This is a genomic window from Acinetobacter sp. LipI_15 (genome assembly GCF_058242865.1).
Map to the genome: position 1 here is coordinate 175,191 of NZ_JBZAYN010000002.1, position 13,457 is coordinate 188,647.

Consider the following 13,457-nt stretch of genomic DNA (forward strand, 5'->3'; position numbering starts at 1 on the left):
GAAATGCTTTAATTAGTACAACAGACCTTATCTGGATTTTTATTGACCATGGCTCATTCCCACACACATGAGACATCACATTACGGTACGGCCTTTGCTATCGGTATTGTATTGAACTTGGGCTTTGTTTTAATTGAAGCATTCTATGGCTGGCAAACCGACTCCATGGCCTTGCTGGCTGATGCGGGCCATAACTTAACCGATGTCGGTGGATTACTTCTGGCATGGGCAGCCTATAGCGTAGCGCGTATTCACTCCAATCGTCGACATACTTATGGTTGGCAAAAAGCCTCGATTCTGGCCAGTTTTACTAATGCCGTGCTGATCCTCTTTGCGATGTTTTCTCTAGGCTGGGAATCTATACAACGGATTCAGTCTCCCAGCCCTGTAGCGGCAGTCACCGTTATGATCGTCGCTGCAATCGGTGTGGTAGTGAATTTGAGCACCGCCCTTTTGTTTCTTAAAAACAGTCAGCATGATTTGAATATCAAAGGTGCCTTTCTGCATATGGCGGCAGATGCCGTTGTTTCGGTCGGCGTAGTGGTCGCGGGGGCCTTATATTTATGGCAGGGCTGGTTATGGATTGACGCTGTGGTAGGTTTGATTATCGCCATTATTATTATTTTGGGAACATTTTCCTTGTTCCGCCAATCCTTACACTTGCTCTTTGATGGTGTGCCCGATCAGATTAACCTTTTAGAAGTCAGGAACTGCTTACTCAATATTCCGAGCGTTGTGGATCTGCATGATTTACACATCTGGAGTATGAGTACCCTGGAAAATGCACTCACGGTGCATGTGGTTTATGATGACAACTTACAAACTGCGAATACCTTACTTGCAGAAATTACCGAAGCTTTACATCATCATTTTGATCTCAAACATGTGACGGTGCAGCTGGAATCGATCGCTTATGCTGAAGGTTGTGAAATGAAACTTAAACCACATTATACTTCTAGCCAATCCTTGTTGAAATAAAGTCTCAGAATCATATATTTCATATTGCGCATATTCGGATATTCATATATAACCAAGCTATTCTTTTGGCACTGTTGCAAATAGAGATTTGAGTCGATGATGTTCCCTTTAAAAAGTACTTAGAGACCGAAAACCCTGTTGATTAGACACACTTCACCCTGAGGCTGACCATAATAAAATGACGATGCTTGTCCTTTACGTAGTGCACGCATGACTTCAATACCTTTAATTGTGGCATAAGCCGTCTTCATAGATTTGAATCCTAATGTGGCCCTGATGATCCGCTTTAGCTTGCCATGATCACATTCAATCACGTTATTTTTATACTTAATCTGCCTGTGCTCAAGGTCTGGTGGACATTTACCTTCCCGTTTTAACCGTGATAAAGCACGTCCATATGTGGGTACTTTATCCGTGTTGATCACTTGTGGAATTTGCCACTTCTTCACATTATTTAAAATTTTTCCAAGAAAACAATATGCTGATTTGGTATTACGTCTAGAAGAAAGATAAAAATCAATGGTATCGCCACGTTGATCGACTGCACGATACAGATAAGACCATCGTCCATTCACTTTTACATAGGTTTCATCAATATGCCACGAGCTCAGATCTGTAGGATTACGCCAATACCAGCGTAAACGTTTTTCTATTTCAGGAGCATAACGTTGAACCCAACGGTAAATAGTCGTGTGATCAACATTCATACCCCGTTCGGCCAGCATTTCCTGCAGTTCACGATAGCTAATGCCATATTTACAATACCAGCGCACAGCCCAAAGAATGATTTCGCCCTGAAAATGCCGACCATGGAAAGGATTCATATGCTGCACCTTTAGCTAAAACAGTCTTCAGCTTACCATTCGTGGTTATTTGCAACAGTGCCAAACAGCGCAATAAAATAGAAACGTTATTCAGCTTATTGAAAGGCCAATACAATTTAGTGACGAGTAAAGCTCGTAGTATTCATGGATTTCTAAGTGGGATTTACGCATCGTTATGCGCATATCAATTAACTCATCGAAATAAGCCGAAAATTCAAATTATGGAACCATTGGCTTAAACAGGATTCGGGTTAATAAACATATAAACTACTATTAAGAATAAATGAATTGAGCAACATTAAATTCTTATTGAAGTCAATCGTTCGCTAGACAAAATTGAAATTTTTCTTTTATTGACAATATGTTAACCACACTAGACTTCAATAAAATCACTGTTCATTATATATCACATAATAACTATATTTTTGGAGTACGATTCAATGGGATTCAAACTCATACCAACCATAATTTCAGTATCACTTACCCTTATTATTTGGTTTCTCATTCCAATTCCGCAAGATGTTTCTGCAAATGCTTGGCTTCTATTTGCGATGTTTATTGGTGTTATTTCAGCCATTATTGGTAAAGCAATGCCTATTGGTGCAATTTCGATTATCGCGATAGCACTGGTCGCGATTACCCGAGTAACAGCAGATAACCCTAGCGATGCCATCAAAGATGCTTTAAGTGGCTTTACTAACCCTCTTATTTGGTTGATTGGTATATCCATCATGATTTCAAAAGGGTTACAAAAAACAGGGCTAGGTGCACGACTAGGTTATTACTTTATTGCAGTTTGGGGTAAAAGAACCATTGGTATTGGCTATAGCCTTGCATTATCTGAACTCATTCTTGCACCTGTTACCCCAAGTAATACAGCACGTGGAGGCGGAATTATTCACCCTATCGTGCGCTCGATTGCAACGAGTTTTGACTCAGATCCAGAAAAAGGCACTGAAGGTAAAATTGGTAAATATCTTGCTTTGGTCAATTACCATTCAAATCCTATTACTTCTGCCATGTTTATTACGGCTACTGCACCCAACCCTTTAGTCGTTGAACTCATTGCGAAAGCGACCAATAGTCAAATCCATTTGAGTTGGACCACATGGGCATTAGCAATGGTTTTACCAGGTGTTGTTGCATTAGCATTTATGCCGATTGCGCTTTACTTTATGTACCCACCTGAAATTAAAAAAACACCAAATGCTGCACAATTTGCCAAAGACCGTTTACAAGAAATGGGTCCCATTACCTTACATGAAATGATTATGTTGGCTGTATTTGGAATTTTATTATTACTCTGGGCAGGTATTCCTGCCATGTTGTTGGGTGATATGTGGACTTTAGACCCAACTACAACCGCGTTTATTGGTTTATCACTCCTTCTGCTTACAGGAGTTTTAACTTGGGATGATGTCTTAACTCAAAAGAGTGCATGGGATACAGTAACTTGGTTTGCTGCATTGGTCATGATGGCGACCTTTTTAAATAAGCTCGGCTTAATCGCTTGGTTTTCTGGTGTTTTACAAACTAGCATTGGACAGCTTGGCTTAACGTGGGTTCCTGCTTCCATGCTTTTACTATTTGCTTATATGTACGCTCACTATATTTTTGCCAGTACTACTGCACATATTACCGCTATGTTTTCAGCATTCTACATTGCAGGTATCGCACTAGGTGCTCCTCCAATGTTCTTTGCACTGATTATGGCAGCAGCATCAAGCATTATGATGACGCTGACTCATTATGCGACAGGTACATCCCCTATTATTTATGGTTCAGGTTATACAACGCTTGGTGAATGGTGGAAAGCTGGTTTTGCTATGAGCATTATCAATATAGCTATTTTTATTGTATTGGGCGGACTTTGGTGGAAGATGCTGGGCTATTGGTAATTTAATATCTATAACAAAATTAAAATTTTATAAGTATAGTTATATCTATACAACCTGCCCCCTGAATAAGGGGGCTTTTTAATATCTGTCCATTACAGAAACTTCGTTATAATTTTACTCACTGAATAAAAATATATTTGATTAATTAGACTCGATGTCATAGACCCAATTATGCGCTTGCTTATCTGTTGTTGTTTCACAGACATAAGCTGTCATTAAAAAGTAAACATGTATTCTTTTCCGAATTGGTTTGATACTCTCTCCACCCATTGCTCTATTTTATCAGCTGTCATGACTTGAAAATCTCGCCAATAATATTTCATCTGCTTCCATACCATCTCGATTCGATTTAACTCAGGGCTATAAGCTGGAATAAAATACAAATTCGTCGAAAAGTTACTTTTAAGTAGCTCTCTGTAATCAGCCATCTTTTTACTTCTATGAATCGAGGCATTATCAACAATAAGAACCAATGGAAGGTTATAAGTCTGTTTTACTTGTTGAGCTATTCCAGTTAAATAGGCATAAAACCAAGTGCTTGTAACTGACTCTTGTAAACAACTTGTCACCAGTTTCCCCGTTGAAAGCAAACACCCCATGACATTAACTCGTTTTAATCTTATTGCATCAACCGCATGAACATCACCTATCTTTGTCCACGCATAGCGGTTATCAGGTGTAGATGAAAACCCTGTTTCATCAACATAACCTAATATAATTTCACCACGTGCCGCTTGCTCTCGTAATTTTTCAATCTGCTGTGTTGCTTGTTCAAATGCAATCGGATCTCTTTTTTTTCAAGCTATGACGGGTACGCTTGAAGACCATACCTGAATCTCGTAAAAACTTACGAATGGTTTCAACAGACACGGACACTTCGTATTCTTCATGTAGTTTGACTCGGATTTGTTCTGCATTGAGTGGACTTGTATTGACCCAATCTAGGATTTTCGCCTGATAGTCTGAGATCAATGTATTGGGCCGACCTGAGCGATGACCTTCTTTAATCGATTCAAACTCATACAATTCCCAACGTCGGCGTTGTAGCCTTATGGTTTCTGGTATACGTTCTTGTAGAGTGGCAACTTCCGCAACACTTTTACCTTCAGAAAGCCAGAGAATAGTTTGGGCACGTTGTCTTTCACGCCAATGTTTTGCATGCTTGGCCAGAAAAATGAGTCGTTCTCGCTGTTCTAAACTAAGTGGTACAGAAACAATTCGAGGCATGTGTGAACATCTGTTAACTAAAAAAACTTTTTTCGCATGATTAGTTATTTTTGTCAACTTAGTAGTCATGAGGCACTGTTGCAAATAGGCTGACATGATAAGCTAAATATCTTATTTATTTCGAGATACAGCAGATGAATCCCTTCCACGGTCGGCACTTTCAAGGTGAAATCATTCTTTTATATGAAAGCAATAAAGTGTCATACTATGTTGTGTGTAAGTGTTTTATTTTATTGATATTAAATTTAAATGATATTTATTAAAGTATCATACTATACGCAAAAACTAATCTAAGTATAATTCTATTAAAATAAAAAAGTTTCATACCAATATTTCAATATACTGAAAATAATGAATATATTTTCTTTTTTTGAAAATTGGGATGAAACTTTATTACCAAGTATCATTGTTTATTACTTAGTATTTAACTTTATTACTCAAAAACACAATCAGAATAATTTTCACATGATGCTTTTAGATATAAACAATCTCATGACGTAGCAGTGCTACAACCTGACTGCTCAAACCATTGGATAAATAAATATTCAAAAGCTGAATTTTTCCAAACCATCAAAATTTAAATTTCTACCTGGGTAGAAGATGAATAGAGCAATTAAAGCACTTTATTCAGTCAGACTGGGTGGATTGCCACCCCCCGCCAAGTGTTTTATACAGATCCAGTAGATTTTGTGCCTGCGCCAGCTTTCCCTGAACCTGTTTATCTGCAAGCTCATTTGCGGTTAAACGTGCACTAAGTGCACGATCCAGCGTCATTTGGCCATAACGATACAATGTACTGGCATCTTTGGCTTGTTGATTGGCTTTATGCAGTGCCTGTGCCAATAAAAGATTTTGACGACTTAACGCAAATTGAAGCTGATAACTACTGTCTACTTCAGCAAGTGCTTTTAATACAGCATGATCATAATCGGCCAGAGCAGCCTGCAAACGATGATCACTTATTTCAATATTATGATGAATACGTCCGGCTGTAAAAATTGGCAAAGTCATCCCTGCACTCACCAAACCACCATAACCTTTTAAATCTGGTAAATCGCTATCCAGACTCAATTGCCCGGTTTGCCAAAAAAACTGCATATTAAAACGCGGTAATAAATCTGCCTGTGCACTGGCCCGTTTGGCACTATATGCTTGTACCACCGCCTGTTTGGCCTGTATATCTGGACGACGATTCAGGATTTGCAACGGCCGCTGTCCTTGCGGGGGGGCTGGAATATGCTGCAAGATATTTTGTGGGCTTGCTGCGAGTTTAAATCCTTGTGGCACTTGGCCGGTCAATACCGCGATATTACGCTGATACGCATCGGCCTGTGCCTGTAGAGTGGCTAATTGTGCTTGTACTGCTGTAAGTTTGGCATCTACATCTTTAACATCATAATCGGTAATCTGGCCAGCTCTAAATCTCCCCTGAGCATACCGTTTTAACTGCTGTAACGTCGCAACCGTATGATCACCAATTTTGATGCGTTGCTGTAAACTGCGAACGGTAAAGTAATTCTGGGCAATATCACTAGCAACCAGCATTTGAGCGCCATACCATTGCTGCATGGTCGCTAGACTGGCATATCGGACAGCATCTACATCACTTTTTTTCTGTCCAAAAATATCGAGTTCCCAGCTCGCAATAAAGCCCATGTGCTGCGCATGTCCATTAAAATTGAAATTATCATCGCCCAGTGATGACCCGAGTTGAGATAAAACATTTTTCACATCTGAATTTAACGGATTGTCTAGCTGGAATTGATGAGCACTAACCCCTGCATTGGCCCCTAAGGCGGGCTTGAGGTCGGCTTCTGCTAATTGTGTGGTAGAACGTGCAGCCTGTAAATTTTCCAGTGCTACCTTTAACTCGTGATTAGTTGTCAGTCCCTGTTCAATCAATCGGTTTAGCACAGGATCATTCCAGTTTTGCCACCATTGTGCAATTTCTGCCGATCCTTTTGCCATATCGGTCTGATCAAATTGTAAAGGCAGCATAACCTGGGACTCTACTTGGACTTGATCTTTGGCACAGCCACTTAAAATTAACCCCGTTAACAAACTCACATACAGCCATTTATTCATTTTTATCCCCCTGGTTTAACCTTGCCGTGCCAACATAAGACGAAAACGCCCAAGTGCCAATGCCAGAAATACAATCCCCATCAGCATCATAATCAGTAATTTATCCCACACACTATCAATACCGGCATTCCGGAATAAAACAAACTGTCCGAACTGAACATATTGTGTGACGGGTGAAATCTGCGTCAACCATTGCATGACTTCAGGCATACTTTCCAGTGGCGACTCCGAACCGGACAATAACCGTGTGACCACATATACCGGCAAACATAGCAAGCCAAATTGTGGCATTGTGGGAGCAAGCGTTGCCAACCAGATTCCCAGTGCCGATACCGAAAACAAATAAATCACTGTTCCCAAGGTAAATAAAGTCACAGAACCATTAATGGGTACCTGCAACCAGTGATTTACGACAAGCCATAAGGACAGTAAAGCAGCTACGGTAATCACCAATCCATTGGTCAGAATTTTGGCCATAGCAATTTCACTGGCAGAAACTGGCATCACCAATAAATGCTCAATGGTTCCATGTTCACGCTCGCGGATAATTGCCGCACCAACCAGCACCATGGCCAGCAGGGTAATATTGGCAATAATCTGCACAACACTGAGATACCAATGTGATTCGCCATTCGGGTTATACATGACATTCAGGACAGGCTTCACCGGGAGTAAACTTTCTGAAGAAGGCTGTTTTAAAAATTGACTGACTTGCTGTGAAATGATTTGTTGAAGATAGACTAGACCAATACCGGCCTGTGTAACTGAGGTTGCATCCGCCAAAACCTGAATTTCAGGGGCACGACCTGCGACCACATCTTTTTCAAAATTGGCAGGAATGTCAATCACAAAAACATATCCGCCCTGATTCATCTGCTGGTCGATATTTTCCCGTTGTTCCAGTACTGGCGTTTTAAAATACGGCTGCTGTAAGGCATCCCGTATTTGATACGATAACTGCGAATGGTCGGCATCGAGAATGGCAATTGATGAATGACGGACTTCCGTGGTAATTCCTGTAGAAACCGTATAAACAGCCACCGAAAGGACCACCACAATCAAGACCATTAACGTATAATCACCTAGCAAACTGCGCAGTTCTTTCTGGCTTAAAAACCAGACATTTTTCATCCATTGCCACATGCTATTGCTCCTGTTTCTTTAAGAACAAACCTGCCAGCAATACATATAGGATGCAAAATAGCGTCAACATTACATAATATTGGACAAAATCCTGAAAACCCAAACCCTTGGTAAAACTCCCCAGACTGATCAATTGATACCATGCAGTTGGAAATCCCCAACCGATCCAATAATTTACGCCCGTTAATGTAGATAATGGATAAAGTAACCCTGAAAAATTCAATGCGGGAATTAAGGTAAAAATCGCCGATGCAAAAATCGCCGCAACCTGCGTTTTGACCAGACTCGAAATCAATAAACCAAAAGCTGTCGCGGCACAAACCAGTAAGAGTGCCCCTAATGTCATGGCCCAGAAACTTCCTGAAACAGGGACATCCAGCACCACAACGGCAAGCCAGACCAGACTGAAATAACTGCACATCGCCAAAGCGATATAAGGTAACTGTTTACCAATTAAAAACTGTCGGACTGATGCCGGAGACGTATACAAGTTGGTAATTGAGCCGATTTCCCGCTCTCGCACCACACCGAGGGCGGTCATCATGGCGGGAATCAACATCATCGCCATCATGATCATTCCAGGTGTAAAAGCATAAATACTTTTGAAATCCTGATTATAGACAAATCTTGGCTGTATCGAGACCGCAGATTTGACCTCTATCGGCAGCCCCATGGCCGTTATTTTATCTGTCCCGTAATTACTCATCATGCCAAGAATAAAACCCTTAATATTTTCCGCAGTAAATGGCATGGAACCATCTACATAGAAGCCGACTTCCGGTTTATTTCCACGCATCAGATCTCGACCAAAATCAGGTGGAATATCAATCACCAACCTGGCTGTAGATGTTCTTAACACAGGATCAATTTCAGCCTCGGAACCAATATATTTTTCCAGCGTAAAATATCGCGAAGCCGTAAAATATTCCGTTAAGGCCCGACTTTCCACACTTTGATCACGATCCAGAATTGCGAGTTTGACATTTTTAACATCAAAAGAAACGCTATAGGATGCTGTCATCATGAGAATGATCGGGCCAAGAATCGCAAAAAACATTCGAATCGGATCACGCCATAACTCTTTGCCTTCCCTGACAGCAAATGTCCAGACCATGGCAAACCAGGCCATTAATCTATAAAAAAGTGTCTGGTTCTGGCGGGCTTCACTTCTTAAACTCTCTTGCTCTTGATCGGTGTGATGCTGAACAGGGTGTTCAGCTTCACCTGATGCTTGCTCCAGATAAATAATAAATGCCTGCTCGAGTTCATCTGTGTGTTGCGCCTGACACAATGCCTGCGGTGTCCCTACTGCCAGAACCCGTCCACGGTGCATAAATGAAATACGGTCACAACGTTCAGCTTCATTCATAAAATGCGTCGAAACAAATATCGTAATACGATCCTGTCGCGATAATTTTATGAGATGCTGCCAGAACATATCTCGTGCAGCTGGATCGACGCCAGAAGTAGGCTCATCCAGAATCAATACTTCCGGATGATGTAAACATGCTGCGGCTAACTGTAAGCGTTGCCGAATACCTAAAGGCAAAGCGGCGGGCTGAGTATCGGCTTCTTTTTGCAGATCAAACTGCTGCAATGCACTTTGCACTGCATTTTTAGCATCATTCCCTGTGAGCCTGTACAATTTTGCATGTAGTTCCAGATTCTGACGTACCGTTAATTCTTCATATAATGAAAATGCCTGTGACATATAACCCACTTTTATTCGGGTTGCCATGTCTCCTGCATTAATTTCTTTTCCTAGCAGTTTTGCCGTGCCTGAACTGATATCCAGCAAGCCTGTTAGCATTTTCATGGTGGTGGATTTGCCACATCCATTTGAGCCTAAAAAACCAAAAATTTCACCGCGTGCAATCGTAAAGTTAACATGATCTACTGCAATAAAATCACCAAATTGCTTGGTCAAATCATGTGCTTCAATTGCCGGAGGAGAATCTGGATCTGCAACAAATGGCGTCACGTGTAACACGCCCGTTCCACGTTTATTTTCTGGCAGCAGCTTCACATAAGCTTCTTCGAGTGTTTGACTCTGGGTCTGCTGTAACACTTCCTGCGTTGTTGCATTGGCAATTAACTGTCCATCATCCATCGCCAATAAATATTCAAAGCGTTGCGCTTCGTCAATGTAAGCGGTTGAAACAATCACCGTCATTTCCGTATTTTCAGCGCGTAAATCATCAACCAGATTCCAGAATTGCCGTCTTGATAAAGGATCAACACCTGTCGTCGGCTCATCTAGAATTAATAATTGCGGATTATGGACTAAAGCACAGCATAAACTCAGCTTTTGTTTCATGCCGCCAGATAATTTACCAGCCGGACGATTCACAAAAGGATCTAATCCTGTTGCCTGTAATAATCGCTGGATTCGCTGTTTTCGGGCACGGGTATCCAAACCAAAAAGGCTCGCATGAAAATCTACATTTTCATAGACAGACAATGTGGGATATAAATTGTGCCCCAAACCTTGGGGCATAAAAGCGATACGCTGTGACAAATGTTTCTGGATTTTTTTTTGTGAAATATCCTGATCAAAAATCAAAACCTGCCCGCTTTGGATCACCTTCACCCCGGCAATAAGGGATAATAATGTTGATTTTCCAACACCATCAGGTCCAATCAACCCGACTGTAACAGATTTGGGAATCGACAGATGAATATTATTTAATGCTCGAACCTGCCCATAAGTATGAGAAACGCCCTGTAACGATACAGCAGTTACAGTGTTTTCTTGCTGTTTTACATCCGTCATGGCGAACTACCTGTTCAATTTTATTGTGTTCTGGCGTTTTGCTGTAATTGCGGTAATTTGGCCTGCCATTGTACTGGCCATGCCTCTTGTGGATTGGTACGGACATAACCATTACCAGTTAAGCCACCTTTTAACACCCCTTGATACTGCAAGCTAATTTGTTGGGGAATACGCAATTTTACCTTATACATAAGTTTTTCGCGTTCATTGGCTGTTTCCACATATTTAGGGGTAAATTGTGTATTGCTGGCAATAAATGTAATTTTTGCAGGCCAAACTGCATCAATCCCGTCAAGCACAACTATGGCATCATCACCCAGCTTTAATTTTCCAACGGTATCTGTAGGAAGAAAAATTGATAAAGTCACATCACTAGGATCAAGTAAAGTGATGACTTTACTGCCAGGCCCAACAACATTGCCCAGTTCCGCAATACGATACTCTACCCGACCAGTCTGTGGTGCGCGGATGAACATATCCTTATGGGCCGAAGATGCGATATTCATTTGTGCCTGAGCCTGATTAACCGCAGCAATTGCTGACTCCCGTGCTGCCTGGGTTGCTTTAACCGCAGCTGCCTCGCCATCCCGTGCTGCTTGACGGCGTTGCACTTCTACCACAGAAATCAAATCCTCCTTTTTCAGCTGTAGCGCATTATCCAGCTCGAGTTGTGCAACCTTTAACTGCTGTTGTCTTGCTGCAATCTCAGCTTCGGCCTGATGTACTGCTTCTTCTGCACGCTGTTTACTGGCTTGTGCACCTTCAACCAAACTGTGACTTTGCTCAGCTGACAAAACCACTAATACTTCATCTTTTTTAACCAGATCACCTTCTTGTACCTTAATATCAATCACCCGGCCTGGATACAAAGAGGCGACATCAAGTCGCTGTAGTTCCAATCGCCCATTACTCCCCTCAAAACCCGAAGGTAATTTTTTCAAACTTTGCATATTGACCCATACAGCCCCCCCGATAAGTACACACACAATTACAGCAATAATGAGCCATTTTTTTTGCATTGGCTTTATTCCTTATCAAATACAGACATAAAGGCATATTATAATGGTTCGGTTACACAAACCAGTCCATCAAAACTTATTCAGTAATATTATTTCCAGATGAATAAGCAGGCTTGAATGATATTCACCTTATTTTCCTTATATTATTCATTTTTTGGATAACAAGACTTTTAATAATCCGAGTTACTGTTTTTTGAATGAATTGCCAATTTTATATATGAAAGCAATAAAGTGTCATACTATGTTGTGTGTAAGTGTTTTATTTTATTGATATTAAATTTAAATGATATTTATTAAAGTATCATACTATACGCAAAAACTAATCTAAGTATAATTCTATAGGACTTACGCATTGACGGATTCAAAAAAGTATTAAAATACTTTATAAAGTATCTGTGATCAGACGAATTAAACATGCTTCTACAGCAACTTGTACATTACCCATTTATATGGGCTTTCTCATGACAGAACGGCTTTGTTGCACAAAGCTATTCTTGAAGGCTTCTTCAGTAATATAATTTCCAGATGAAGAAGCCTACACCTAAAATCTATCGTACAACCAATTGGTCCTCGTATAACCAAGCTTTAATCAAGCGAGGAAATATTTCAATCTGGTTTGATCCTAAGACGCAATGGTATGCACAACCACAAGGCAAGCAAGGACGAAATCAAACTTATTCCGATACAGCGATTCAATGCTGTTTAATGATCAAATCTCTATTCCGTCTTTCTTTACGTATGGTTACTGGCTTTGTTCAAAGCCTGATTAAACTCTGTGGCTTGAATTGGACAGCACCAGATTACTCCACCCTTTGTAGACGACAAAAGCATATTGATATTGCGATAAGCTATCAGAAAAGTCATGATGGGTTACACCTACTTGTCGACTCTACGGGTTTAAAGTTTTTAGGTGAAGGCGAATGGAAGCGTAAAAAACATCAGCCTGAATACCGTCGGCAATGGCGTAAACTGCATATTGGTATAGATGCTGAAACACTGCAAATACGTGCCGTTCAGCTTACTACAAATAATGTCAGTGATTCACAAGTACTAGGTGATTTACTGGATCAAATTCCACTAGATGAGCGAATAGATTCTGTCTATACCGATGGCGCGTACGACACGAAGTGCTGCAGAAAAGTGATTTCAGATCGTCAAGCACATGCAGTAATTCCACCCAGAAAGAATGCCAAGCCCTGGAAAGATTCTAAAATAAGTTCAATAGAACGAAATGAGTTACTTCAAACGGTTAAACATTTAGGTAGAACCCTATGGAAAAAATGGTCGGGTTATCACCGTCGTAGTTTGGTGGAAACCAAGATGCATTGCATCAAATTATTAGGTGATAGGCTGACGGCAAGACATTTTCAAAGTCAGGTCAATGAAATTCATGCGCGTGTGGCAGTTCTGAATAGATTTACGGAATTAGGTAGACCTCGCACCCAAGTTGTGTCTTAAATTTGAATGGATTGGGGAGAACTCAGCTTTTGAATGTTTATGCAACAAAGCC

Annotated in this window: 10 protein-coding genes and 1 pseudogene; 4 read left to right on the plus strand and 7 right to left on the minus strand. The window is 40.8% G+C overall.

Annotated elements, in window-relative coordinates; genetic code table 11:
• Positions 1 to 48 precede the first annotated feature (48 nt).
• Positions 49 to 978: a cation diffusion facilitator family transporter gene (locus AC4CU0_RS15910; RefSeq protein WP_005253541.1), complete on the plus strand. Its 930-nt coding sequence runs from the start codon at positions 49 to 51 to the stop codon at positions 976 to 978.
• A 119-nt stretch (positions 979 to 1,097) separates the two neighbouring features.
• Here AC4CU0_RS15910 and AC4CU0_RS15915 read toward each other — a convergent pair whose 3' ends face one another.
• Positions 1,098 to 1,802, minus strand: a complete 705-nt coding sequence (locus AC4CU0_RS15915; RefSeq protein ID WP_490743534.1) for an IS6-like element IS1006 family transposase — start codon at positions 1,800 to 1,802, stop codon at positions 1,098 to 1,100.
• A 62-nt stretch (positions 1,803 to 1,864) separates the two neighbouring features.
• On the opposite strand from AC4CU0_RS15915, the pseudogene AC4CU0_RS15920 reads away from it, so the two are divergent.
• Both AC4CU0_RS15920 and AC4CU0_RS15925 read left to right on the plus strand, forming a co-directional pair.
• A pseudogene (locus tag AC4CU0_RS15920) lies at positions 1,865 to 2,041 on the plus strand (IS982 family transposase); the annotation flags it as partial.
• Between the two features lie 201 nt (positions 2,042 to 2,242).
• Positions 2,243 to 3,700 carry a DASS family sodium-coupled anion symporter gene (locus AC4CU0_RS15925; RefSeq protein ID WP_004827137.1) on the plus strand — a complete coding sequence of 486 codons (1,458 nt, stop codon included), beginning with the start codon at positions 2,243 to 2,245 and terminating at the stop codon, positions 3,698 to 3,700.
• A gap of 215 nt (positions 3,701 to 3,915) precedes the next feature.
• On the opposite strand, the gene AC4CU0_RS15930 is transcribed toward AC4CU0_RS15925, so the two are convergent.
• The 6 genes from AC4CU0_RS15930 to AC4CU0_RS15955 form a co-directional block, all read right to left on the minus strand.
• The gene (locus AC4CU0_RS15930) at positions 3,916 to 4,482 is read right to left on the minus strand and encodes an IS630 family transposase (protein WP_121533679.1); all 567 of its coding nucleotides are present in this window, start codon (positions 4,480 to 4,482) and stop codon (positions 3,916 to 3,918) included.
• Positions 4,472 to 4,927: a helix-turn-helix domain-containing protein gene (locus AC4CU0_RS15935; protein ID WP_004973749.1), complete on the minus strand. Its 456-nt coding sequence runs from the start codon at positions 4,925 to 4,927 to the stop codon at positions 4,472 to 4,474. The genes AC4CU0_RS15930 and AC4CU0_RS15935 overlap by 11 nt, the downstream gene beginning before the upstream one ends.
• Before the next feature lie 627 nt (positions 4,928 to 5,554).
• The gene (locus tag AC4CU0_RS15940) at positions 5,555 to 7,012 is read right to left on the minus strand and encodes an efflux transporter outer membrane subunit (protein ID WP_490743535.1); all 1,458 of its coding nucleotides are present in this window, start codon (positions 7,010 to 7,012) and stop codon (positions 5,555 to 5,557) included.
• A 15-nt stretch (positions 7,013 to 7,027) separates the two neighbouring features.
• A complete protein-coding gene (locus AC4CU0_RS15945) occupies positions 7,028 to 8,155 on the minus strand; it encodes an ABC transporter permease (protein ID WP_490743536.1) in 1,128 nt (375 codons plus the stop codon).
• 1 nt (position 8,156) lies between these two features.
• A complete protein-coding gene (rbbA, locus tag AC4CU0_RS15950; protein WP_490743537.1) occupies positions 8,157 to 10,928 on the minus strand; it encodes a ribosome-associated ATPase/putative transporter RbbA in 2,772 nt (923 codons plus the stop codon).
• Positions 10,929 to 10,948: 20 nt separating this feature from the next.
• A complete protein-coding gene (locus AC4CU0_RS15955; RefSeq protein ID WP_490743538.1) occupies positions 10,949 to 11,947 on the minus strand; it encodes an HlyD family secretion protein in 999 nt (332 codons plus the stop codon).
• Between the two features lie 525 nt (positions 11,948 to 12,472).
• Between AC4CU0_RS15955 and AC4CU0_RS15960 the strand changes: the two genes are divergently transcribed.
• Positions 12,473 to 13,405 carry an IS5-like element ISAha3 family transposase gene (locus tag AC4CU0_RS15960; protein ID WP_004812228.1) on the plus strand — a complete coding sequence of 311 codons (933 nt, stop codon included), beginning with the start codon at positions 12,473 to 12,475 and terminating at the stop codon, positions 13,403 to 13,405.
• Positions 13,406 to 13,457 lie beyond the last annotated feature (52 nt).